Annotated in this window: 18 protein-coding genes; 17 read left to right on the top strand and 1 reads right to left on the bottom strand. The window is 45.5% G+C overall.

What is annotated here, in order from left to right; all coding sequences use genetic code 11:
- Nucleotides 1-160 precede the first annotated feature (160 nt).
- The gene (locus L3C95_RS20800; RefSeq protein WP_236390560.1) at nt 161-700 is read right to left on the bottom strand and encodes a hypothetical protein; all 540 of its coding nucleotides are present in this window, start codon (nt 698-700) and stop codon (nt 161-163) included.
- 588 nt (nt 701-1,288) lie between these two features.
- On the opposite strand from L3C95_RS20800, the gene L3C95_RS20805 reads away from it, so the two are divergent.
- The 17 genes from L3C95_RS20805 to L3C95_RS20885 all read left to right on the top strand — a co-directional run bounded on the left by L3C95_RS20805 (nt 1,289) and on the right by L3C95_RS20885 (nt 24,577).
- Nucleotides 1,289-1,561 carry a hypothetical protein gene (locus tag L3C95_RS20805; protein WP_236390561.1) on the top strand — a complete coding sequence of 91 codons (273 nt, stop codon included), beginning with the start codon at nt 1,289-1,291 and terminating at the stop codon, nt 1,559-1,561.
- A gap of 900 nt (nt 1,562-2,461) precedes the next feature.
- A complete protein-coding gene (locus tag L3C95_RS20810) occupies nt 2,462-4,321 on the top strand; it encodes a polysaccharide biosynthesis protein (RefSeq protein WP_236390562.1) in 1,860 nt (619 codons plus the stop codon).
- Between the two features lie 78 nt (nt 4,322-4,399).
- Entirely contained in the window at nt 4,400-5,251 is an 852-nt protein-coding gene (locus L3C95_RS20815) for a polysaccharide biosynthesis/export family protein (RefSeq protein WP_236390564.1), read from the top strand.
- A gap of 13 nt (nt 5,252-5,264) precedes the next feature.
- Nucleotides 5,265-7,658 carry a GumC family protein gene (locus L3C95_RS20820; RefSeq protein ID WP_236390565.1) on the top strand — a complete coding sequence of 798 codons (2,394 nt, stop codon included), beginning with the start codon at nt 5,265-5,267 and terminating at the stop codon, nt 7,656-7,658.
- Nucleotides 7,659-7,708: 50 nt separating this feature from the next.
- Nucleotides 7,709-9,064, top strand: a complete 1,356-nt coding sequence (locus tag L3C95_RS20825) for a nucleotide sugar dehydrogenase (protein ID WP_236390566.1) — start codon at nt 7,709-7,711, stop codon at nt 9,062-9,064.
- Between the two features lie 12 nt (nt 9,065-9,076).
- Nucleotides 9,077-10,267 (top strand): non-hydrolyzing UDP-N-acetylglucosamine 2-epimerase, encoded by a 1,191-nt coding sequence (wecB, locus tag L3C95_RS20830; protein WP_236390567.1) that lies wholly within the window; start codon nt 9,077-9,079, stop codon nt 10,265-10,267.
- Complete coding sequence (locus L3C95_RS20835; RefSeq protein ID WP_236390568.1) at nt 10,264-11,778, top strand: oligosaccharide flippase family protein; 1,515 nt, start codon at nt 10,264-10,266, stop codon at nt 11,776-11,778. The genes wecB (L3C95_RS20830) and L3C95_RS20835 overlap by 4 nt, the downstream gene beginning before the upstream one ends.
- Nucleotides 11,779-11,933: 155 nt before the next feature.
- A complete protein-coding gene (locus L3C95_RS20840; protein ID WP_236390569.1) occupies nt 11,934-13,076 on the top strand; it encodes a polysaccharide pyruvyl transferase family protein in 1,143 nt (380 codons plus the stop codon).
- A 27-nt stretch (nt 13,077-13,103) separates the two neighbouring features.
- Nucleotides 13,104-14,210, top strand: a complete 1,107-nt coding sequence (locus L3C95_RS20845) for a hypothetical protein (RefSeq protein WP_236390570.1) — start codon at nt 13,104-13,106, stop codon at nt 14,208-14,210.
- Nucleotides 14,207-14,740 (top strand): acyltransferase, encoded by a 534-nt coding sequence (locus tag L3C95_RS20850; RefSeq protein WP_236390571.1) that lies wholly within the window; start codon nt 14,207-14,209, stop codon nt 14,738-14,740. Before L3C95_RS20845 ends, L3C95_RS20850 begins: the two co-directional genes overlap by 4 nt.
- Nucleotides 14,725-15,951 carry an O-antigen ligase family protein gene (locus L3C95_RS20855; protein WP_236390572.1) on the top strand — a complete coding sequence of 409 codons (1,227 nt, stop codon included), beginning with the start codon at nt 14,725-14,727 and terminating at the stop codon, nt 15,949-15,951. The genes L3C95_RS20850 and L3C95_RS20855 overlap by 16 nt, the downstream gene beginning before the upstream one ends.
- Complete coding sequence (locus tag L3C95_RS20860) at nt 15,944-17,086, top strand: glycosyltransferase (RefSeq protein WP_236390573.1); 1,143 nt, start codon at nt 15,944-15,946, stop codon at nt 17,084-17,086. Before L3C95_RS20855 ends, L3C95_RS20860 begins: the two co-directional genes overlap by 8 nt.
- A 15-nt stretch (nt 17,087-17,101) precedes the next feature.
- Entirely contained in the window at nt 17,102-18,094 is a 993-nt protein-coding gene (locus L3C95_RS20865) for a glycosyltransferase (protein ID WP_236390574.1), read from the top strand.
- Between the two features lie 3 nt (nt 18,095-18,097).
- Nucleotides 18,098-20,263: a bi-domain-containing oxidoreductase gene (locus tag L3C95_RS20870; protein WP_236390575.1), complete on the top strand. Its 2,166-nt coding sequence runs from the start codon at nt 18,098-18,100 to the stop codon at nt 20,261-20,263.
- 35 nt (nt 20,264-20,298) lie between these two features.
- On the top strand, nt 20,299-21,417 hold the full coding sequence (wecB, locus tag L3C95_RS20875; RefSeq protein ID WP_236390576.1) for a non-hydrolyzing UDP-N-acetylglucosamine 2-epimerase: 1,119 nt from the start codon (nt 20,299-20,301) through the stop codon (nt 21,415-21,417).
- Nucleotides 21,414-23,309: a heparinase II/III family protein gene (locus tag L3C95_RS20880; protein WP_236390577.1), complete on the top strand. Its 1,896-nt coding sequence runs from the start codon at nt 21,414-21,416 to the stop codon at nt 23,307-23,309. The genes wecB (L3C95_RS20875) and L3C95_RS20880 overlap by 4 nt, the downstream gene beginning before the upstream one ends.
- Nucleotides 23,310-23,311: 2 nt before the next feature.
- Complete coding sequence (locus tag L3C95_RS20885) at nt 23,312-24,577, top strand: glycosyltransferase family 4 protein (RefSeq protein ID WP_236390578.1); 1,266 nt, start codon at nt 23,312-23,314, stop codon at nt 24,575-24,577.
- Nucleotides 24,578-24,580 lie beyond the last annotated feature (3 nt).

Here is a 24,580-nt window from a genome sequence, read left to right on the forward strand (position 1 = left end):
GAAATCGGAATTGTGAACGCAAGGCTACGCCTACCCGCTTTTAAGCAGGGTACAACACATGTCAAATAATGCTCACTGGCTGGCAAATTGGAAAATATTCCAGATATGCAGGCAACACTCGCCGGCCAGAAAGAAGCCATTCGTAAACAGTGAAGACGTTTTATGTAAGCAGCAATTCCTTCACCGTATACTTCCCTGGCAAATTTTCCGCTTCCACAATGACCTTACCGCCTGCAGGCAGCGCTGTGGCTTTATAATGCCAATCAACGCCGTTCCAGCCTAAAACTGCCCGCCCACTCTCAGTAACAACACCGTCAGCGTCTACTACCTTTACCTCTACTTCTGCTACGCGGAACTCATTTTTCGCAGTCACTACCACTTCCTCCTTTTCTAATCTGATACTTTGGATCTCAGGACTGCGGTAAGCATCCTTGACTGCCATATTATAGGCATTTTGTCCTGGTCCTGCCAGCGACGCATAGTAGGCTTTTACCTCCGGATCGGCCATCATTCGCTGCGCTCGTGCCGAAGCAATGGTCATCCTCTCCCTTGCTTCTAACTGCTTTTGGGTAGGCTTTTTCCTTGAAGGGCCGCGTTTCGTCGCCATAATGATCTGCCCATTCCGTTCATAGATCGTGAGTTGTTTGCCGAGGGGTCCCCGTACAAATTGCAGGAGGATATTGTCTTTAACAATGGCCATAAAAAGGTTTTTTGAGGTTCTTAATTACAAGGTTACTGTTTCGTTTATCTAAGGTACCGATAAACTATTATAATCGGCGCTAAAATGATATTTAAAGGTCACTTAAATATCGAATAGATATATAGATACCCTTTTGATGTCCTTTTAATGCACTTTTAAAGCCCTTTTAGTAAGCTCATTCAAAGCCGATAGGTAGCACTTCGGACGCCGGTGAAAAGATTAACTATGTGCCTGGGTGATTTTGATGTGTGAGATTTTCAATTGTTAAAGCCATTCAGTTCGGGATTGCAATGCGAGGGATACAAGGCATCGGCGCCTATGCCCTTGCACCGAAAGACGCCTGCTTCTTGTTCCCGTATCCTAAAATGTTCATATTCATTCCTTTAAAAAATACCCCAATGCTGTCGCCCTAATAGGAGGGATTCCCCCGGAAAGTATAATTGACAATGGCAACTGATTTCTAACTTTATGTATATAAAGTACTTCTCAAAGTAAAAATTAAATTAATGCAATAATAATATTATTTGTACTTTTGTAGAGTAGTTCGTGAACAAAACTACGATCCCTTACCAGACTAATTAATTACCTATGAGTTACATTTTGCTACAGGGCTCATCTTCCAATCTGGAGCGTATTGAATTGCATGATTGCCCTAAATGTAAACACGGTGTTCTTGAAGACAGGGTACCCCGTGGTTTCTTCGTTAAATATGTGTTAGGTGTATTCCCTATTCGCAGATATATCTGCTACTCCTGTCTGAAGAGAAGTTATGTATGGCATAAACCACAGCGCAAACAGATCATGGCAGAGGAATCGATGCCAGCGATCAGAACAAAACCTGTGGCTATACCGGCACACTAACTGTGGAATAACGTTAAGACATATATTTTTTTGTAGTAAACTTTACCCGGTGCATTTTATGCTCCGGGTAATTTTTTTTCGGATAGCCCCTAATGTTTATACAAGCAATATTTTGAATTTGTTTATTTTTCTATTTGTTAATCCTTTTTGTTTAAAGACAACGGATGAGCTAAAGATTTTAAAATCCCCAAAACAAACGCTCGTCAATAGTTGTTATCAAGTGTAGCCTTGAGAAAGAATTGGCATAGCTGCTTTTTGGTATAGTGTTTGTTTCAACTGTCTCACCAAATCACTTGATAGTAAACACTACTTTAAAGTCTGCTTGATAACGCCTTTAGAGTGCAAAGTACATAACCGAGTAGTCAACTTTAACTTGCATGCCATGGAAAACTCATTGCTTCACACTAATACCATATTCTTAAGGGTAATGGCCTATGTAAGACGGCATACGTCGTCCGGTTATTGTTGTGCCTCTGGTGATATGTGATTCGTTTGATGATGCCGGTTAATGGTACGTAGAAATACGGAATGTTAAATTAGGCGTAATTGTTATTTCCGAAAGATTGAAAAGCCATACTGTAGATTAAGGCCCGGTGGCAAGTTGTATAGAAGAATTGTATGAATCGATGTGTTTTTAATATGATGGATTATAAATATTAGAGATAAAAACATGTGGTTAAACTCATCTATAAACTGGACAAAATTTCACATTATGTATTTATTTTGCACACAGGTTAAAACATAAAAAGCTGATAAAGACACTGTTTTAAGAGATTCCGAGTTATTGAAAAAGTACTGATACAGTTTTAACCTTATCTAATTAAACCGATGACTAAGAGATCATGGATTACCCCATCCTGGCTGATTTTGTTATTAGACCTCGGGTGTTCGATTGTTGCAATGAGCTTGTCTTTTTTACTCAGGCTTAACTTTAACCTCGAAGACTTTGGTCGATACCCCATGCAGGATATTGTACTGGTTGTTGTGAGTGTGAATTTATTATTGTCGTTATTGTTTCGTACTTACACAGGCATTGTGAGGTATACAAGTATGGCTGATATAGGACGCATATCATGTGTAAGTCTTATCAGTGCTGTTATCTATTACTATATCAATGTTGCCGCTGTTACATACACAGCGGAAAACATGATACCCTTATCCGTTATCACTATCAATTTCTTCATCAATACCTTCTTCCTGTTATCTTACAGACTCTTTGTAAAATGGGCTTTCCACTATTACAGCAGGTATGGCGCCATCAACAAAACAAAGGCTGTTATTTATAACGCAGGTCATTCCGGACTGATGGTGCGAAAGGCCATCAGTGAAGATCAGACCGGTAGTATACGCGTTACCGGTTTCCTGGACGACAAACTCACCCGTGCGGGTAAACGACTGGACGGATTACCCATCTTCGGCACTTCCAGGGCTGCGCTTGAAAGACTGATGAAACAGGAAAAGGTGAGGCTGCTCATCGTGGCAGAAGAGGCACCCGATGCACAGGTGCTCAACGACCTTGTAGATAACTGCATTGCGCTGAACATTAAAGTACAAAAAGTGTTACCCGTACATAAATGGATCAATGCTGAATGGAGCCCTGCGAAATTGCAGGACATCAGGATTGAAGACCTGCTCGACAGAACTGTTATCAGTATCAATAACGAACAGGTCAGCCGTGAAGCAAGAGGCAAAGCGATCCTCGTTACAGGCGCTGCCGGTTCTATCGGTAGTGAGCTGGTGAGACAACTCGTAAAACTGGAGCCCGCTGTTGTCGTGATGTGCGATAAAGCTGAATCACCTTTACATGAACTAGAACTGGAAATGGCAGAGGCGGCGCCTAATACACCAGTAGTGCCGTACATCGCCAACATCTGTGACCGTGTTCGCATGCAGCAGTTATTCGAAGTATATGAGCCCTCTGTCGTGTATCACGCTGCTGCCTATAAACACGTGCCTATGATGGAAAAGAATCCCTCTGTGGCCGTGCTGAACAATGTAATGGGCACAAAGATGCTGGCAGAATTGTCAGTGGAATTTGGTGTGGAGAAGTTTGTGATGGTCTCTACAGATAAAGCCGTGAACCCTACCAACGTCATGGGCGCTTCAAAGAGGATAGCCGAGATATTTACACAGTCATACAATAACCATGTTAACCGCCAATATAAAAAGTCGGGCCCTGTGTATAGTATGCCGCCTACGCGGTTTATTACAACGAGGTTTGGCAACGTATTAGGATCAAACGGATCAGTTATTCCGCGATTTAAACAACAACTGGAAAAGGGAGGTCCGCTGACTGTTACACATCCGGATATCACCCGTTACTTTATGACGATCCCTGAAGCTTGCCAGCTGGTGCTGGAAGCAGGGGCAATGGGACAAGGTGGCGAGATATTTGTGTTTGACATGGGACAGCCGGTGAAAATAGCAGACCTGGCTAATAAGATGATCCGCATGAGCGGAAGAGAACCTGGTAAAGATGTACAGGTAGTGTTTACAGGATTACGCCCGGGGGAAAAACTATATGAAGAACTGTTGAACAATGCAGAAAATACACTCAGTACTTATCATGAAAAGATCATGATAGCCCGCGTTCGTGAATATGATTTTGTTGAAGTGAATGAGCACGTCGAAAAGTTAATCGCTTCTGCCCAGAAGCATTACATCACCCCTACAGTAGTTCTCATGAAGCAACTGGTACCTGAATTTATCAGTAAGAATTCTGCATTCGAACAACTGGATAAGGACAAAATAAAGCTATAGTAACCAATCAATAAATGAATCATCCGCATATCCGATGGTATGCCGGAAGTAGACCTTTTTTAAACAGTTAATTTTATAATGAGGATCATTAATCGCCGGAGTCGCACTACAAAACCTGGAGTTTACCTGCTTCTGCTCATGGCAGGCGCTATGTCTCTCTATTTTACATCTTGTTCCAGTCCTAAGAATATAGCCTATTTCAAAGATATTCCTGACTCCGTAAGAAGGACGGCCATCGAGCAGGCTACCTTTTATACACCACCCATACAACCCGATGATATTTTACAGGTAAGTATACAAACACTCGATCCATCTGCAACAGCTATGCTGAACCAGCAGAATACTGCTACCTGGCCTATAGACGGAAATCCGCTAGGGACAGGCAGTTCACCGTCTGCGCCTGGCTCTTCCTCTACCAGCGGATACCTGGTTGACAAAGACGGGAATGTCGTGCTGCCCCTCATAGGGAAAGTATTTGTAAAAGGAAAGACCACAGACGTGGTACGCGATGAGATCAGGGCCAAAGCTGCCGAATACTATAAGGATCCTGTCGTAAACGTTCGCTTTGTCAATTTCAAGATCACCGTATTGGGAGAGGTGACGAAACCGTCCTCTTATATCATGCCCAATGAAAAAGTCACGCTGCTCGATGCGCTTGGTATGGCCGGTGATCTCACCATTTATGGAAAGAGAGAGAACATTTTGCTCATAAGAGATGCAGGCGCCAAAAAAGAATTCATACGATTTAATATCAACGATAGTAAAATGTTTACTTCTCCTTATTTCTATTTACGTCAGGGAGATGTTATATACGTAGAGCCGAACAAGGCTAAAATTGCGTCTACAGATGTTGCAAAAACAAGGAATTTCACCATTGCAGTATCTCTGTTGTCTTTATTAGTTGTGCTTGCAACCAGAGTTAAATTATAATTAATCCCATAATATGAGTGGTACGAATCACATTAACGGTGCTGTAAATAACAAGATAGAAGCTGAGCTTTTACCAGACAATACACTTGATGTACAGAACATCATAGAAAAGCTCCGCAACAGGTGGTATTGGTTTGTAATATGCCTGTTACTGACTGGTACGCTTGCCTGGGTGTATCTGCGATATTCTACTGCACGGTACAATATCAGTGCAAAGATCCTCGTGAAGGACGACAAAAAGGGCGGCGACATACAGGGCCAGGAGATCCTGGATCAGTTGGGCATGTTCAGCACAAAAAGTAATGTCGATAATGAAGTGGAGATCCTGAAATCAAGGTCTATCATTGAGAAAGTAGTAAGAGATCTGAAACTGAATGTGACCTACATAGTAGAAGGCCATTTGAAAAAAGCGGAGGTGCTGGACGTACCTTTTACCGCCAACTGGTTGTACCTGAAAGATACCCTGAAAAATGTACAGTATGTACTAAAACCAGTCGATGAAAGTAAATTCCTGTTCAGGAACGGTGATACTGAAAAGTCCCTGAGCTGGGGTGATACGGTCCACCTCACCGAAGGCATCCTGCGTATCACAAGAAACAAGCAGTTCGACCTGGTAGGGGAGGAATATCTCATCAACGTTACGTCTTTTGATAACGCAGTGGCCGCCTATCAGAAAAAGATTAACGTAGAGATACCGAATAAGCAGGTAAGCGTGATCAACCTCGGTATAGAGTCCACCATTCCGAGGAAAGGGGAGATTATCCTCAACAAGCTGATCGAGAAATATCTGCAGGCCAGCGTAGAAGATAAAAACAGGATAGTGGACAGCACCATTGCTTTCGTGGATAACCGCCTGGTGCTGGTAAGCAGTGAACTGTCGGGCGTCGAAAAACAGATACAGCAGTTCAAACAGGCGAATGACCTGGCCGACCTAGAGGAACAGGCGAAGGTGCTGGTATCTGGTACGGAAGACCTCAACAAGCAGTTGACGGAGCAGGAAGTAAGACTAAGCATAGTGGAATCTATCGAGCAATATATCAAAGACCAGAACAATAATAAACGCATCGTACCCTCTTCCCTGGTAGTACAGGACCCAACCTTCCTGGCCCTTGTAGAGAAGTATAATGCGATGCAACTCGACAGGCAGCGCAGCCTGATGACCACCACAGAATCCAATCCTTTCATAAAGAATATAGATGAGCAACTGGCTTCCCTGAGGGCAGATCTGAGTGCTAATATTGCTTCCCTGAAAAGTGGTGTTGTGATCGCCATTAATCAGCTGAAGACCCGTATGGGAGGAATCAGCAGTCAGATCAAGCAGGTACCTGGCAAGGAAAGGGTATTCCTGGACTTCTCAAGACAACAGGCTGTAAAACAGGAATTGTACCTGTTCCTGTTGAAGAAACGGGAAGAGTCAGCCATCTCCAAATCGTCCAACCTGGCTATCGCAAGGATCATAGATCCGGCTAAGAGTGATTCCGCTCCATTTGCGCCTAAAAGGACCATGATCTACCTGTTTGCCCTGGTGGCAGGCCTGGCAATTCCTGCCGTTGCATTATACCTGAAAGACCTCTTCAATCGCAGAGTAGGAAGCAGGGAAGATATTATGCACAATACACCTGTGCCTATCCTTGCTGAGGTAGGACACTCAGATCATAAAGAACTCGTAGTGGTGCGGAAAGGTTCCGTTGCCCCTGTAGTGGAACAGTTCAGAGCTATCAGGACGAATCTGCAGTTTATACTGGGCGACAAAGGACAGGTGATCCTGCTTACTTCCAGTATGAGTGGTGAGGGAAAATCTTTTGTGGCGACTAATATCGCGTCGGTACTGGCACTTTCCGGAAAGTCGGTCGTACTCATGGAAATGGACCTCCGTAAACCCAAGATCTCAGAACAGCTGGGATTGGTGAACCAGTTCGGGTTCAGCACCTATGTGATCGGCAAGTCAACGATAGACGATCTGATCAAACCTTCCGGTTTTCATGAGAACTGTTACATCGTTTCTTCTGGTCCTATTCCTCCTAATCCGGCTGAATTGCTGTTACTGCCTTCTACAGAGAAATTGTTCCGTGAGCTGAAACAGCGTTTCGATTACATCATTGTAGACACTGCACCTGTGGGACTTGTCACGGATGCGCAACTGCTGGGGCGTTTTGCAGATGCAACACTTTACCTGGTAAGGCAGGGATATACCTTCAAGCAACAATTATTGCTCTCCAGAGATCTTCACCTCAATGGCAAACTGCCTAAAATGAACATCATAGTGAATGATGTCAAGATCGGCAGTGGCTATGGTTATGGATATGGTTACGGATATGGTTATGGTTACGGATATGGGTATTCGGATACACCAAGGCCAACCAATGGGCTGATATCAAAGGTAAAACGCTCACTGGCAAAGAAATAAACCCGTTTATTAACTGCAATTTTTCTAAAATCTTTAATAATCTGTTTTTTATGAACAATGTGGTCGAAGAAATAAATCAGCTTCAGATTGCTGCAGAGACAGAAACCAGCGTAGCACAACGCAGCATTGCCATAATAGGGTTAGGATACGTTGGACTGCCCCTGGCAATTGAATTTGGAAAACATTACAATGTAATGGGATTTGATATCAACCAGGAACGTATTGCAGAGTTGAGTGAAGGCCATGACCGCACGAAAGAAGCGGATATGGAAGAGTTGCTGGAAGCAATGAGGTTGAAGCAGAAAAGCGGCAAATCCGGGAAAGGGTTAAGTTTTTCTTTTAACAGAGAAGAACTGAAAGACTATGATACGTTCATCGTTACGGTGCCTACGCCTATAGACCAGTTTAAGGCGCCAGACCTGAAGCCCTTGCTGAAGGCATCAGAAATGATCGGGGCGGCCCTGAAACCCGGCGATATCGTGATCTATGAATCCACAGTATACCCCGGCTGTACGGAGGAAGATTGTGTGCCCGTACTGGAAAGGGTGTCGGGTCTGAAGCTTAATAAAGATTTCTTCGTTGGTTATTCTCCCGAGAGGATCAACCCCGGCGATAAGATCAATACATTGACTAAAATAAAGAAAGTTACCAGCGGCTCTACACCGGAGATCGCTACTGTCGTGGATGATCTTTATAGCTCCATTATCAAGGCGGGTACGCATAAGGCACCAAGCATCAAGGTTGCTGAAGCATCCAAGGCTATTGAGAACGCACAGCGTGACGTGAATATCTCATTCGTCAATGAACTGGCGCTGATCTTTGACAAAATAGGCATTGATACCAATGATGTCATCGAGGCCGCAGGCACTAAATGGAATTTTCTGAAGTATAAACCAGGATTGGTAGGTGGTCACTGTATTGGTGTAGACCCTTACTACCTGGCCCATAAGGCGGAATCATTAGGATATCATCCGCAGGTGATCCTTTCCGGAAGAAGAGTAAACGATACCATGGGACAGTTTGTAGCCAACAAAGTAGTGAAACTGATGATCGAAAAGGATCATAAAATCAAAGGCTCTAAAGCCCTGATACTGGGCATCACCTTCAAAGAGAATTGTCCTGATGTGAGGAATACGAGAGTGGTGGATATCTACCATGAACTGGAACAGTTCGGGCTGGATGTAGACATATATGATCCATGGGCGAATGAAGAAGCGGTGTATCATGAATATGGCGTGGATATCATCAAGCAGTTAAGCAATTCTGTTGTTTATGACGCCATCATTGTGGCGGTTGCCCACCAGGAGTTTCTGGAACTGGATTATAAGAAGATCATCAGGAATAACGGTGTCATTTTCGACACCAAAGCCTGTCTTAACAGGGATCTTGTAGACGCAAGGTTGTAAAGTAAAGCATGTATGAGGAAAAAAAAAGTATTGGTTGTTTTTGGTACGAGACCCGAAGCCATAAAAATGGCGCCACTGGTAAAAAGACTGATGAGCCATCCTGAGAAGTTTGAAGCCATCGTTTGTGTAACAGGGCAGCATCGCGAGATGCTTGATCAGGTGCTGCGGATATTTGATATCACACCGGATTATGACCTGAATATCATGAAGCAGGGGCAGGACCTGACAGATGTGACAGTGAGGGTGCTTGAAGGAATGAGAGAGGTGTTGAGCGAGGTGACGCCCGATATTGTGCTGGTACACGGCGATACAACAACGTCGACCGCTGCCGCACTGGCCGCCTTTTACAAGCAGATACCCGTGGCACATGTGGAGGCGGGGCTAAGAACGCATAATATCTACAGTCCATGGCCTGAAGAAATGAACCGGAACCTCACAGGACGGCTCGCCACTTGTCATTTCGCACCGACGGAGACTGCAAGGCAGAATCTCCTGAGGGAAGGCATATCCGACGATAGGATATACGTGACCGGTAATACCGTGATCGATGCACTTTACCTGGTGCTGAACAGAGTGCTGACCGACGATCAGCTGAAACAGGAGACGGAGTGTGAGCTGACAAAGATGGGCATCTCCCGGGAGCTGATCAACGAATGGCAGCACAAGAATGGTCATGCAGGCAGACGGATGATCCTGATAACGGGGCACCGCCGGGAGAATTTCGGTGATGGCTTCCTCAACATCTGTAGCGCTATCAAAGAGCTGGCACAGAAGCACAAGAACGTTGACTTTATCTATCCCGTGCATCTCAATCCGAATGTAAGAAAGCCGGTGGCAGATGTATTGATGAACGAGCAGTTGCCGAATGTGTTTATTATCGAACCACTGGAATACCTGCCTTTTATCTACCTCATGAATCGCAGTTATCTAATCCTTACGGATAGCGGAGGTATCCAGGAAGAGGCGCCGGGACTGGGAAAACCGGTGCTTGTGATGAGGCATACTACCGAACGGCCGGAAGCTGTGGCGGCAGGAACGGTATCGTTGGTAGGCACAGACAAAGCAAAAATATACGAGTACGTAGATAGTCTTCTTACTAACCGCGAAGCATACGAGAGTATGTCAAATGCTGTAAATCCTTATGGGGATGGAAGATCGTGCGAGAGGATAGTAGCGCATATAAATGAACTGGAAACAATATGAGTCGCGTACTGATTTCAAGAGTGGCTGCCATTTTACCTGAGAAGGCGACCGGCTTCATAAAAGGCAACCTGAGCTCAGACCTTGCCAAAAAGGTGTCTTCGGGCATCATCTGGAGTTTTATCGGGACTATCGGATCAAGACTGCTGATCTTTCTGACATATGTGGCAATAGCAAGGATACTGAAGAAACAGGGCTTTGGAGAGCTGGGTATGATCCGGTCTACGGTGGATATGTTCTCTACATTCGCAGGGCTGGGGCTTGGTGTGACTGCAACGAAGTTTGTTTCTGAATTCAGTATAAAAGACAAGATCAAGGCAGGACGTATCATCAGAATGTCGTACCTGATCTCGTGGGTGACCGGAGTAGTGGTAGCAGGACTGATATTTATTTATGCCGAACCACTGGCAGCTGTTTCGTTGAAATCGAAAGAGCTGATCAGGGATCTGCAGCTGGGTGGACTTGCCATCCTGTTCTACTCTGTAAACGGGGTGCAGAACGGTATACTGTTGGGATTGGAAAAGTTTAAGAGTATCTCCAGGATTAACCTGATAGGCGGTTTGATCAACATCCCGGTTGCTATTTTGCTGTGCTGGTTCTTTGGCGTAGCGGGTGCTGTAATTGCGTTGGCCAGCAATGCCGTTGTAATCTGCGCGATCGGTTTTTTTGAAGTGAGAAAGGCGGCCAAAGCATATGGCATCAATGTCAACGAGGCCGGTTTTACAAAAGAACTGAATGTGCTGTTCTCGTATAGTCTGCCGGCAGTATTAAGCGGAGGACTGGTATTGCCGGTGAACTGGTTCTGCAACGCGTTCCTGGTAGAGCTGCCCAATGGCTATCAGCAACTGGGTATCTATAATGCGGCCTTAAATATCATGCTGGTTGTAACAGTGATCAATGGTATGATAGGGCAGGCCTTTTTACCTTATGTGGTCAAGAACCTGGAGAATACGAACAAGAAGTTTGAGATGGCCAATAACTATCTGCCCTGGATCGTTGGCATTTTCATATCACTTCCTTTTATGTATGTGCCCGAATTGGGTAACCTGCTATTCGGTCGTGATTATGCCGGAGAGATGCTGAAAAGCTCTATCGTACTGGTCATGTTCACCACCGTCATTGTAGCACACCGCCAGGGTATAGCGCGGAACTTTACCGCGAGAGGATACATGTGGTGGAGCCTGATCACAAATGTTGTGTGGGGCATAACAGCATTGGTGAGCATGGAATTTTTAAAACACTATGGCGCTATCGGACGATCCGGCGCCTATGCAATCGCCTATTTTCTGAACACACTCGTGTTCATCCCATTTTATACCTCAAGAAAGCTGTGCGAGAAAGACTATGTCTGGTCGTTCGAAAGTATATCAATATGGCTGCTGATCCTGTTTTCAGCAGCGCTGATGATCTTTACTGAGATCGCGATCGCACTACGAATATTCATATTACTATCTGTGCTGGGAGCAATTGTTTTTTTACTGATCAGGACATTTAAACGTCTTACTGGTCAGTGATTAAACGTGTCGTGAGGAGTAACATCAATCACCAATCGGAAGATCTATAGCGAACTATTTTTTGAAGACAAACTGTGTTTGGTGCAAACCTGTATTCGCGGATACCTGATTGGTGGGATACCGTTTACTGAACATAGTTTGTTAATTATAATATCATGAGAAAAAACGTAGTAGTAAAAGGAGCATACGGAGAAGCAAATTTTGGAGATGACGCTTTGATGTGTACCATTGAGAACTTTTTTTTAACGAATGACCTGAGGCTGAATGTTGATTTTTGTGGCAGTTCGAGTGATTACTGTAAGCGGTTATTGAGGAAATCGGGATATGTGGATCTGAATGATAATAAAAAAACGACAGCTGATGTATTGATCTACGGAGGGGGCACACAGTTCTTTTTATTTAACTCCAATAAAGGCGGATTTTATCTGAAACTTTTTTGGAAGTTACTGACGGCTAACCCCGGGATGCTGATAAAGAAGATCAAAAGTAAATTTTTCGGGAAGACCCTGGTATCCGCAAAGAAATCGGTAGGGCTTGGTTTAGGGCTTGGCCCGTTCAACCCGGAGAATAACAAGATAGAGGATGTTAAAAACCTTGTAGGGCAGATGGATATGTTATATGTGAGGGATGCTACATCGCTGTCTTATTGTAAGGATTGGGGATATGAAGATGTAAATGAGGGCGCGGATATATGTTATTCGAGCTTTCTGAATTATGATAAATCTATTCGCAGTAACGGAACGGGCAATCATAACGGACAAAAACGTAAGAAGATAGGGGTCATCGTAAGGGACTGGAACTATGAGAATGGAGGTAATGCCTATCAGGATACTTTGCTGAGAATGATTGATACGAACAATGATCCTCAGTATGAGTTCACGTTCATTATTTTCTCCAGTTTGCGTGACGTGGAATGGAAAAAGATCATCAGTGCAAGAAGATATCCGTGCCTGGAATGGGATCCTTTCCAGCATGGTATAGAGCATTTCATGGACAAACTGAATGCGTTTGATGGTTTTATTACGGCACGTTACCATGGAGGAGTAATGGCCTCCGTGCTGAACAAGCCGGTGGTATGCATAGGCATAGAACCGAAGCTGGGCATACTATCGAGACAGGTCAAAGGCTTCCGGCTTTGGGATATGCCTTTCAGGGCGGACGATCTGAAGCAGGCAATGAAAGTCTTTGACGACAATAATTTTGACTGTACCGCTTCCGTGAATTCACTGAGAAAAAAGGCAGACGCGATGTTTGATTCATTGCACCAGTATTTATGCGAGCTCGAAAACCGGCAGTAATAAAATGATAAAAACTAACCATAATAAATGAAAGTTGAGACGTCATACAAGTCGGCTGTTATAGTATGCAAGGGTAATCCATCGTTTATTGCACCCGTTCTGAATGTGGTGCTGGGGCTCTCTAAACTGTATGAAAGCGTAAAACTGATCTGCGGCGATATCAGTAAAGAAAGCGAGGCTTTTCTTTTGGGGGAATGTAAAAATCTTTCCATAGAAAACCTCCGGCTGCAGGGCAGGGGTACATCCAAGATATTATCTGTTTATTACTTCAGGAAGAAGGTCTTTCAGCTCATAAATGACACTCCGCACGATCTTTTATGGATCGCTACGGGAGACACTGCTGTCAGCCTTGGTAACAAACTGAAAGGTTATCGGTTTGTGATGTGCCTGCTGGAGTTGTATGATGCGGTGCCTGTTTATAACTTTTTGCTGAGGCGTCTTTCTCAGTATGCACATAAGATCGTAACAGCAGAGTATAACAGGTCTGCCATCCTGCGTGTGCGATGGAAACTGAAGCATACGCCTTATGTATTGCCCAATAAACCATACTTCAAACCGGTGGTACAGGGTAGTATTAATGGCAGTAACGGTCCGCTGGTGCAGAAGGTAAAAGACGAGATCAGTAAAGGGAAGAAAGTAATTCTTTACCAGGGGATCATCACACATTACAGGAGGCTGGATACCATCGCCAAAGCCACATTTGAAGACGATTCGAAGTTCGTGTTCCTGATCGTGGGAAAGGATTTTGATTACATAGATACATTAAAGGGGATCAATCCCAATATCATCCATATTCCTTTCATCGATGCGCCGCTACACCTTGAGATCACCAAGCTGGCGGATATCGGTATAGTAGTATATGACTTCATTGACCTGAACAATATCTACTGCGCGCCTAATAAGATATGGGAATATGCAATGTTTTCAAAGCCCATGTTGTGCAATGACATACCTGGACTAAAGTATACAGTGGAACATTACAGGGCAGGGCTCTGTACAGATTTCAATTGTGTGGAGTCTGTGAAGGATACAATGGGCAAGATCTTTTCTGACTACCGGGAGTATGCTTCTAATGCAGCCACCTTTTATAACAGTGTAGACCTGGATTCAATCATAAAAAATATTGTAAGATGAGCCTGAGACCTGGGAGATTGTTTCTTGTCAATAAGTTGATCCGCGCTTTACCCGGTACAAGGATGTTCGGCCTGAAACGGAGCTTGCTGGCCTTTGCCGGAGCCAGGCTGGGCATGAATGTAAGGGTCATGGGGCTGAAAGTATCCGGGCCCTTTGAACTACAGGTAGGCGACAACACTTTCATTGGTGACGATACTTTCCTGGTGGGAGCTGTTGATAGCCGTATAAAGATCGGAAGGGACTGTGATATTTCGTCCAGAGTAACGATCGTAACCGGCACGCATGAGTTAAGTCCTGATGGCGATAAAATGGCAGGAGAAGGTTATGGAAAAGACATCGTAATTGGCAATGGTGTGTGGGTGGGTATCGGCTCTATCATACTTGGAGGCGTCACTATCGGTAACCGGGTCATTATTGGCGCCGGTTCTGTAGTAACAAAGGACGTTCCGGACTATTGCGTAGTAGCGGGTAATCCTGCAAAGATTATTAAGAAATATGATAACGTTCTGAAGATATGGGAAAAGACATGAGTATACGAGGCTTTGTCAAGAAAGGGTTGAACGTTGTTTTCATCATGTTCATCATTTTCAACTTCGGGTTAAAGTACGCCCATCTCAGTTTTCTGAACGGGGATGTACTTATTGTACCCGTGATGGTCGGATTTGTCCTGTTCCTGTCCTTTCTGAAAAGAGAGAAGGTATTCTCGCTGTTTATTCAGTTCCGGCTGTTTACAGCGCTGACATTACTTTTTATCGTTTACTATATTTTCCTGGATCCGCTGAAGGATGAATCATTGGTGTACCTGGTATCCAAAACGCTGTTGTTCCTGATGTTTACGTTGTTTATGTCGCTTAACACAGATGAATATAAACAGAAGTGTTTGAAGGGGCTGGCAATATTGATCCTCATTGGCCTGGTCTATGGCTCGTTTTCGCAGACGGTCGATTCTGAGACTTTCAGGCTGAGTTTTGGATTTATGAATGCAAACAGCGCCGGTACGCTTGCGGCCATTGCGTTCGGTATCATATTGCAGAACAAGTTCTTCAAAAAGATCATTGCTATACCATTGATGATCTATCTGACCTACGTTGTGCTCATGACGGGATCAAGGGCAGCGCTTGTTGTTTATATCGTAGCCTGGTTCTTTTCTGATATCAGGAAAATGCCCGCGTATAAATATCTGTTGCTGCTGTTGCCATTGCTGCTGTTATTACCCTATTTCATCTCCTATGTGGGCGATATGGACGCCAACAACGCCCTCAGCAGGTTGATGGACAGTCTTAGCGGAAAGGAGAGCATTTTCCGGAACAGGGAATATGCATATGGATGGGGACTGAAAACCTTCGAGGACGAACTGATGAGGGGCCACGGCCTGGCAAGATATGGCTGGACAGACCCTAAGTTCAGTACCAACAACTTTGCCAGTAATCCTCATAATGGTTACCTGGGATTGGGTATTATGATAGGAATAGTATTCGGGGCCATATTTATTCTCATACTGTTCTGGAATTGTGCAGTGTACACAATAGACTTCTTCAGGAACAAAAAAGAGGAACTACGTACCTATCTGTTTATTGTTATCAGCATTCTGATAACAGCGTTCGTGGAATCATATCTGATTGGGATCAATGAATTGATGACAAGTTTGTTTTGGTGTTGTGTGGCCCATATCCAGTTTGAATATTATATAAAGTCACGGGTTGAATTGCGTACCGGACAAAATAGTTATGCGCATGGCTAAGAATAGAAAGTTTGTTTTCTGGCAGAATATGGTGAGCGTACACCAGTCATGTTTCCTGCATTGCCTTTCGCTGAAAGAGCATGTGGAGGTGGTACTGGTAACGGTTGTTGCTATAGAAGAAAAGCGGAAAAGAATGGGCTGGACTATTCCCGATATGGGCCGCGTGAAACTGATCGTAGGGCCGGACCAGGCAGTGATCAATGATATTGTAACATCCTCAGACGAGAATACCTATCATATTTTCAGTGGTTTCGACAGTGAGCCTTTGTTCAGAAATGCCTTTGCTTATCTGACTGCTCACAGGCATCACCTGGGTATTATGGCAGAGCCATATAGCTGGCTGGGTATTAAAGGACAACTCAGGTATCTGCGCAGTGTCTATCACAGGATGCGGTATGGAAAAATGTTTGATTTCATTCTTGCCATCGGCAGCAAGGGGATGGAAGTGTATAACAGGGCCGGATACAAAAAGGATAAGCTCTTTGAATGGGGGTACTTTGTACAGCCTGCCCCACCGGTAAGGGCAGAAGAAAGCGGGCCTTTCCGGGTGATGTATGCGGGAGGACTTGTACCCAACAAGGGCGTGCATACCCTTATAAGGGCATGGTCGAACGTGAAGAACAGCAATGGTGAATTGAACATTATAGGAGACGGCCCGGAAGCGCCTATGTTAAAAAGCCTGGTGAATGAGCTGACTTTGCCGAACGTAAAGTTCTCCGGTTTCCAGGACAACGAGACTGTCACAAAACTTATGGGTCAGCATGACCTGCTTGTGCTGCCCAGTATACTGAAAGAAGGCTGGGGTGCTGTGATCAATGAGGCACTGCAACAGGGCACGCCTGTTATCTGTACCGACCATTGTGGAGCCTCTGTATTACTGGGCGACCACAATTTCAGTACGGTCATCAGGGCGGGCGATATCAGCCGCCTGTCGGAAGAGATGAATAAGCGGATGAAGGCCGGGAAAGTGCCAGCAGGCGCCCGGGAAAAGATCAGGCGCTGGTCTGAATGCCTGTCGGGCGCACGGGCAGCAGAATATTTCCTGGATATCATGCATTGTGTATATGAGGATGGGCCTGCTCCACAGGCGCCCTGGCGGAAAGGAAAGAGAAGGGAAACGCTTGTTGAGGGTTAAAAATAAAAGACACAAATGATACTATTGGACGCGGTGTATATTAATAATAGCGGAGGAAAGGTCTTACTGGACTATCTCGTATCGGAGATCAGTAGTGCAGGGTTGGACTGTTATTATCTCTTCGATGCCAGGTGCAGGGGAGATTATCAGTTTATCCCGGACGACCGTAAAACTTTTATGAAAGCTTCACTGTTAGAAAGACACCGGTTTTACAGGCAGCGCGGCAAGCAATTCGATAAGGTGTTGTGCTTTGGTAACCTGCCACCCACTATGCGTTTGAGAGCAAAGGTCTTTACTTATTTCCATAATGTTTCGCTTCTCAGCTACCCGGCAACTTATGGCCTGAAAGAGAAAACGCTGAAGAAGATCAAAGGAAGGCTGATCACTTTTTTAAGTGGGAATACAGATTATTTCCTCGTTCAGACGAATGAGGTAAAAACCTTACTCGCACAAAAAGGTGTGAAGGCAGAAAAAGTGATCGTAGCCCCATTCTATCATGTAGCATCGTGTAATGGCAATAGCAGCAGAAAAGATTCTTTTGTATTTATTAGTAATGGTAACACGCACAAGAACCATAAGAACCTGCTGCAGGCCTGGCGTATGCTGGCAGAGAGGAGTATGTTCCCCGAACTGCATTTAACCGTGACAGGCAATTACAGTGAGTTGATCAACACCATTGAGGAGTACAGAACAAAGGGATTGAAGGTGGTCAACCATGGGTTTGTAAATGCCTACGATCTGTATAGCCAGCATAAGTACCTGGTGTATCCTTCGCTTTGCGAAAGCTTCGGATTAGGATTGATCGAAGCCGTGAAATGCGGTTGTGACGTTGTGGCATCTGATTTGCCGTACGTTTTCGAAGTAGTTAATCCGACGCTCGTATTTGATCCGATGGAACCCCGTTCAATAGCCGATAGCATAGAACAGATACTGAAAGGCAATAAGCTTAAATCAACAACACTCGTAGTAGAAAATAAGATCAAAGAAATTGTAGACTATTTAAAATAACGTATGAAACAACTGATTCAATCCTTCAAGACAGGTGACACCATCCTGGAAGAAGTCCCTGCACCGCAGGTGTCGAGAGGACAGGTATTGATAAGGACAACAAGAAGTCTTGTTTCACTTGGTACGGAAAGAATGCTGGTGGAATTTGGAAAGGCGAACCTTGTCCAGAAAGCCAGGCAACAACCTGATAAGGTAAAGCAGGTGCTGGACAAGATCAGAACAGAAGGACTGATGCCAACGCTGGAGGCGGTATTTAACAAACTGGCGCAACCGCTTCCGCTGGGATATTGTAATGTGGGGAAAGTGATTGCTGTAGGAGAAGGCGTCAGCGAATTTAAAGTAGGCGACAGGGTAGCATCCAATGGTCCGCACGCGGAGATCGTATGTGTGCCACAGAACCTGGTGGCTGCTATACCTGCAAATGTGTCTGACGATGAAGCAGCATTTACTGTTATCGGCTCCATCGGGCTGCAGGGCATCCGGCTCTGTAACCCTACACTGGGAGAGACTATCGTAGTAACAGGCTTAGGACTGATAGGCATGATCACTGCTGAACTCCTGCTGGCTAACGGCTGCCGGGTAATAGGTATTGATCTCGACGCGGAGAAGATTGCATTGGCGAGGAAAAAAGGTATAATAGGTATTAATCCTGCAGAGGGCGCAGATGTTGTGAAATCTGTGCTGGACGAAACGCAGGGACGCGGTGCTGATGGTGTGATCATCACAGCATCTGCAAAGACGGACGAGATCATATCACAGGCGGCCAGGATGAGCCGCAAAAGGGGAAGAATAATCTTAGTAGGCGTCATAGGTCTGAACATCAGCAGGGCCGAGTTCTATGAGAAGGAGCTCACATTCCAGGTATCCTGTTCTTATGGGCCGGGACGATATGACGAAGAGTACGAACAGCGGGGAATAGATTATCCGCTGCCATTTGTGAGGTGGACGGAGAAGAGGAACTTTGAAGCCATCTTACAGGCTATTTCATCCCGTAAACTGGATGTGGCCTCACTGATCTCTGAAAGAGTGCCACTGGATGAATATAACAGGGTATATGGCAGCATTGGTAAAAGCCGGTCTATAGCCTCGCTGCTTGTGTACAAAGAGAATGCAGTTCCGCTGCCTACTGTACATGTGCTGCCTGCTATTTCCTTTGCAGGAAAGAAAGGTGTATGGGGTATTATCGGCGCAGGCAACTTTACCAAAATGACTATGCTGCCGGCCCTGGAAAAAGCAAAAGCAGATATTAAGTATATCGCCAGTGCGGGCGGCATTACAGGAACAGCGCTGGCGAAGAAATATAAAATAGCGCTCAGTACAACGGACTACCAGGAAATACTGAGAGACAGGGAAACAGATGGCGTGATGATCACAACACGTCATAATACACATGCCTCCATGGTGCTGAAAGCACTGGCCGCAGGAAAACATGTGTTTGTAGAGAAACCCCTGGCATTGAACGAAGACGAACTCGATCAGATCATTGATGCATATGATGGCACAGTGACACTTACAGTCGGCTTTAACCGCAGGTTTTCACCGCATGTGCAGAAAGTAAAACAACTGGTGGGGAATACTCCCATGAATATCATTGCCACGATGAATGCAGGGGCTATTCCTTCTAATGTGTGGGTGCATGATATGAAAGTGGGTGGTGGTCGTATTATAGGGGAGGCCTGCCATTTCATTGATCTTATTACTTACCTGACAGGCAGTAAGATAACAGCCGTTTGTATGAATGCGATGGGCTTACATCCTGCTGAGAATACAGATAACGCCTCCATACTATTGCAATATGAGAACGGGTCTACCGGCGTGATCAACTATTTCTCTAACGGGTCAAAATCTTATCCGAAGGAAAGGATCGAAGTCTACTCACAGGAAAGGACCGCCATCATCGACAATTATAAACAGACGACCGGCTACGGCTTCAAAGGATTCTCAAAACTTAAGACGACCCTGGACAAAGGGCATAAGGCGCAGTTCGAGGCTTTGATCAGCCGTATCAAAAACGGCGGCGCACCTCTGATCCCCTTCGATGAGATCGTCAATACGACAAGAGCCAGTTTTGCGGCTGTCAGAAGCCTGCAACAGAACGGATGGGTGAGACTGGACCAGGTGAGGGTAGCGGCGCCGGTTGTTGCAGAGCCGGCAGAAGCGCTTCAATAAATAGTACGTTGTTAATCTGTCAATAAATATTACTGATGAAAATAACTCTTATAGCCGGAGCCAGGCCAAACTTCATGAAGATAGCCCCCATTATCGCCGCCATCAGAGACAGGCAGCAACAGGGCGAGGATATCAGTTACCGGCTGGTACATACAGGTCAACATTACGATAAGAACATGAGTCAGTCTTTCTTTGAACAGCTCAACATACCCGAGCCGCACGTGAACCTGGAAGCAGGCGGCGGTTCTCAGGCAGAGCAGACGGCCAATATCATGGTGCGTTTTGAAAAAGAACTGACAGAACATCGCCCTGAGCTCGTGCTTGTGGTAGGCGATGTTACCTCAACATTGGCATGCTCCATTGTTGCCAAAAAGCTGATGGTAAAGGTGGCCCATGTGGAAGCCGGTATAAGATCCGGAGATATCACCATGCCGGAAGAGATCAACCGTATGGTCACAGATTCCATCACGGATTATTTCTTTACCACTTCCGACATCGCAAACGCCAACCTGCGAAAGGAAGGCAAGCTGGAAGAGCAGATCATTTTTGTCGGTAATACGATGATCGATACGCTGCTGAAACAACGTAGCCGTTTTACGGCTCCGGCGATCTTTGAAACAGCAGGGTTAAAGCCGCAGGGCTACCTGGTGATGACCCTGCACCGTCCTGCCAATGTAGACGTGCAGGAAAACCTCTCACTACTGATCAGCGAGATAATGAACAATAGTAACGGATTGCCCGTGGTCTTCCCTGTGCATCCGCGTACGGCAAAGAACCTGGAAAGCAGCAGGCTGTCCTATCCTAATCTTCACCTGGTGGAACCTTTGGGATACCTGGAGTTTAACTACCTCGTGGAAAATGCCAAAGCGGTTATTACCGACTCCGGTGGCATTACAGAAGAGACAACGGTGATGGGTGTACCCTGTATGACACTGAGAGATACCACCGAGCGGCCGGAAACATGTACGCTGGGTACAAATGAATTGTTGGGTACAGATCCCCGTGCTATAAAGCCGGCGATGGAAAGATTATTCCGGGGCGAGTGGAAAAAGGGCAGTATACCTCCTTTATGGGACGGCCATGCCGCTGAGCGGATTGTCGAAAGCCTGGTAGAAATATTTGCAGTTACTGAAAAATACAGCCGCGCGATATGAGTAGTTGGAAGACGCTGCAGAAAGGCATGAGGGTGATGCATAACATGGGCTGGAGATACGTTGCATTCCGGTCGGTTTATGAACTTAACAGGAGAACAGGAAGGCTTAAAAAGCGCTTTCCCGGTACGCCTGCCAAGGTGAGATACCTGACCCTGGACAGCTGGAAAAAACAGACCGTACAATTCTTTTTCAGCAGCAGGGAAGATCTGGTCATTCCCCGTAATCCGGAGCCGGAACTGGCTGCCCGTTACCGGGAGATAAAAGCTGGTAAATTGCCTTTCTTCAACGGGAAGGTGATAGACCTGGGCATTGACAGTGACTGGATGAGAAACCCTGACAGTGGCTTCGTGTATAAACGTGATCAGCACTGGACAGAGATAGAGGATTATTCAAAGGAGGCCGGCGATATCAAATTTGTATGGGAAAAGGCGAGGTTCGCTTACCTGTATGATATTATCCGGTATGACTATCATTTTAAGGAGGATTGCGCCGCTTTTGTACTGCAGAATATCCTGTCCTGGATAAAGGCAAATAAGGTGAACTGCGGGCCTCATTATAAGTGCAGCCAGGAGATCAGCCTGCGGGTGTTGAACTGGACCTTTGCATTGTATTATTACCGCAATTCACCGCACCTCACAGAAGAAGTGTTTGACGAGATCCAGCACGCCATTTACTGGCAGCTGCATCATGTATATGAGAATATCAATTTCTCAAGGATCGCTGTAAGAAATAATCATGCGATCACGGAAACGCTTGCCCTTTATCTGGGAGGGTTGTTATATGCTGCATTCCCCGGCTCTGCCACCTGGAAAGAAAAGGGACGGAAATGGTTGATACAGGAAATAGAATACCAGATCTATCCTGATGGCAGCTACCTGCAGTTTTCAATGAACTATCACCGGGTGGTGGTACAGCTGTTAACGTGGGCCATCCGCCTGGCAGGGTTAAATGGTGAGAGTTTTCCTCCTGTTGTAGCAGAAAGGGCAGGGCAGTCCCTCCGGTTCCTGCGCTCGTGTATGAACGACAGCAATGGCTGGCTGCCCAACTATGGCGCTAATGACGGTGCACTTTTCTTCCGGCTGAATAACCGGCATTACCGCGATTACCGGCCGCAGTTGCAGGCACTGGCAGTATTGCTGGATGCTGATGCAGCATTCCCGGAGGTCTATGAGGATGCATACTGGTATGGTAAAGTCCCTGCTGAAAAAGACCTTTCCGGGAAGGAATATCATGGTTTATTCAGCTATCCGGAGGGTGGTTTTTATGTGTGCCGCGAGCCGGACACTATCACGTTTATGCGTTGTGGTAATCATCGTGACAGACCTTCACAGGCCGATAATCTGCACCTTGACATCTGGTATAAGGGAGAGAACATCCTGATGGATGCAGGTAGCTATAAATACAATACCAATGAACAGACGCTCCGGTATTTCATGGGGACGGCTTCACACAATACAGTGATGCTGGACGACTATGACCAGATGGAGAAGGGCCCGCGGTTTATCTGGTATAACTGGACGCAGCGCAAAAGTGCGGTGTTGTATGAAACAAAGGATGAATATATCTGGGAAGGGACCATATCTGCCTTTCAGCATGCAGGACCGGATATAACTCACAGGCGTGTTGTAAAGAAGAAAAAAGGTGAACCCTTCTGGCGGGTGGAAGACTACATCATGAATAAGCCGGCGCAGTTGAATATGCGTCAGCTATGGCATACGATCTTGCCGAAAGCGGTCACCTTCAATGCCAGTGACCTGCAGGGAAATAAACTGAAGGCAGAGGAAAGGACAGGGGCTTATTCTTCCTTGTATGGCGTAAGAGAGGACAGCCGTGAGTTCATTTTTACCACCAACCAGCATGCAATCATCACAGAGATAAGTTTAAACAGATAGTTATGAAAGTCTTACTGATTCACCAGTATTTTTTAGAAGAAGACGATCCGGGGGGCTCCCGCTGGAATGAAATAACGAAGACCTGGACGGAGCAGGGCCATAGTGTAACAGTGCTGGCAGGCATGATGCATGCAAACGGATCGGAGAAACGTGCTGAGTACAAGAAGAAATATTTCGTGAAGAAGCAGCAGGGAGAGGTGACGGTGTGGAGATGTCATGTATCTGAGTCTTACAACCGCAACTTCCTGGGGCGTTTATGGGGTTATTTCTGTTTTATGTTTTCTTCATTGTGGGGTGGGCTGTTTAAAGTGAAGGGAGATTTCGATGTGGCGATCGTTACTTCACCACCTTTGTTTGTGGGGTTCTCCGGGTATGTGCTGTCGAGGGTAAAGCGGGTACCTTTCCTGTTTGAGGTAAGAGACCTGTGGCCCGAATCAGCTATTGATTCCGGGGTGCTCAAAAACAAAATGATCATAAAGCTGGCCTGTTGGTTTGAAGGTTTCATCTACAGGAAGGCATCACTGATCAACGTGCTGACACCTGCGTTTTTCAATACGTTAAGAGATAAGAAGAATGTACCGGAAGACAAGCTGATCTTTATTCCCAACGCGGCCGACTTTACACTGTCAGACAATCTACTGGATACGTTTGACAGAGATGCCTTCAGGAAAGAGCACGGTTTGAATGGTCATTTTGTTATTACTTATGTAGGCGCTCACGGTGTAGCCAATGATCTGGAACAGGTGCTGAAAGCCGGCAAGCAGCTGGAAGATACGCCGGTATTATTTCTGCTGATAGGACAGGGAATGGATAAGAAACGCCTGCAGCAGGTAGCAGATGATATGAAGGTAACGAACGTACGTTTTCTCGATCCCGTGCCTAAACGGGAAGTGTTCAAGTATATACTGGCATCGGAGATGGGGGCATCTGTTTTAAAAAAAGCGGATACTTTCAAAACAGTTTACTCGAATAAAACGTTTGATTATATGGCATGTAAGAAACCGATCCTGATGGCTATTGATGGCGTATCCCGGGAACTGGTGGAAACAGCGGAAGCAGGCGCTTATGTAGAGCCTGAAAATATTGCTGAGTACAACCGCATTATCCGGGAATACCTGTTAGAGCCCGACAGGATCATAAGGGAAGGTGAGAACGGCTTTGCTTATGCGAAACAGAATTTTGACAGACAGGTATTGGCATTACGGTATATAGATTTTATTCAACAAAAAATTTTAAAAACCGGAAGTTTAAGCAATGCAGTTGTATAGTAA

This window comes from Chitinophaga filiformis, from assembly GCF_021646545.1.
In the GTDB taxonomy this organism is placed as follows: Bacteria; Bacteroidota; Bacteroidia; order Chitinophagales; family Chitinophagaceae; genus Chitinophaga; species Chitinophaga filiformis_A.

Excerpts from the sequence above, each read along its gene's own strand:
- L3C95_RS20835 (WP_236390568.1), top strand. The coding sequence starts at position 10,264 with ATGAGTCGCGTACTGATTTCAAGAGTGGCTGCCATTTTACCTGAGAAG.
- L3C95_RS20845 (WP_236390570.1), top strand. The coding sequence starts at position 13,104 with ATGAAAGTTGAGACGTCATACAAGTCGGCTGTTATAGTATGCAAGGGT.
- L3C95_RS20880 (WP_236390577.1), top strand. The coding sequence starts at position 21,414 with ATGAGTAGTTGGAAGACGCTGCAGAAAGGCATGAGGGTGATGCATAAC.
- L3C95_RS20840 (WP_236390569.1), top strand. The coding sequence starts at position 11,934 with ATGAGAAAAAACGTAGTAGTAAAAGGAGCATACGGAGAAGCAAATTTT.
- L3C95_RS20855 (WP_236390572.1), top strand. The coding sequence starts at position 14,725 with ATGGGAAAAGACATGAGTATACGAGGCTTTGTCAAGAAAGGGTTGAAC.
- L3C95_RS20850 (WP_236390571.1), top strand. The coding sequence starts at position 14,207 with ATGAGCCTGAGACCTGGGAGATTGTTTCTTGTCAATAAGTTGATCCGC.
- L3C95_RS20815 (WP_236390564.1), top strand. The coding sequence starts at position 4,400 with ATGAGGATCATTAATCGCCGGAGTCGCACTACAAAACCTGGAGTTTAC.
- L3C95_RS20825 (WP_236390566.1), top strand. The coding sequence starts at position 7,709 with ATGAACAATGTGGTCGAAGAAATAAATCAGCTTCAGATTGCTGCAGAG.
- L3C95_RS20860 (WP_236390573.1), top strand. The coding sequence starts at position 15,944 with ATGGCTAAGAATAGAAAGTTTGTTTTCTGGCAGAATATGGTGAGCGTA.
- L3C95_RS20800 (WP_236390560.1), bottom strand. The coding sequence starts at position 700 with ATGGCCATTGTTAAAGACAATATCCTCCTGCAATTTGTACGGGGACCC.
- L3C95_RS20870 (WP_236390575.1), top strand. The coding sequence starts at position 18,098 with ATGAAACAACTGATTCAATCCTTCAAGACAGGTGACACCATCCTGGAA.
- wecB (WP_236390576.1), top strand. The coding sequence starts at position 20,299 with ATGAAAATAACTCTTATAGCCGGAGCCAGGCCAAACTTCATGAAGATA.
- L3C95_RS20885 (WP_236390578.1), top strand. The coding sequence starts at position 23,312 with ATGAAAGTCTTACTGATTCACCAGTATTTTTTAGAAGAAGACGATCCG.
- wecB (WP_236390567.1), top strand. The coding sequence starts at position 9,077 with ATGAGGAAAAAAAAAGTATTGGTTGTTTTTGGTACGAGACCCGAAGCC.
- L3C95_RS20865 (WP_236390574.1), top strand. The coding sequence starts at position 17,102 with ATGATACTATTGGACGCGGTGTATATTAATAATAGCGGAGGAAAGGTC.
- L3C95_RS20805 (WP_236390561.1), top strand. The coding sequence starts at position 1,289 with ATGAGTTACATTTTGCTACAGGGCTCATCTTCCAATCTGGAGCGTATT.
- L3C95_RS20810 (WP_236390562.1), top strand. The coding sequence starts at position 2,462 with ATGAGCTTGTCTTTTTTACTCAGGCTTAACTTTAACCTCGAAGACTTT.
- L3C95_RS20820 (WP_236390565.1), top strand. The coding sequence starts at position 5,265 with ATGAGTGGTACGAATCACATTAACGGTGCTGTAAATAACAAGATAGAA.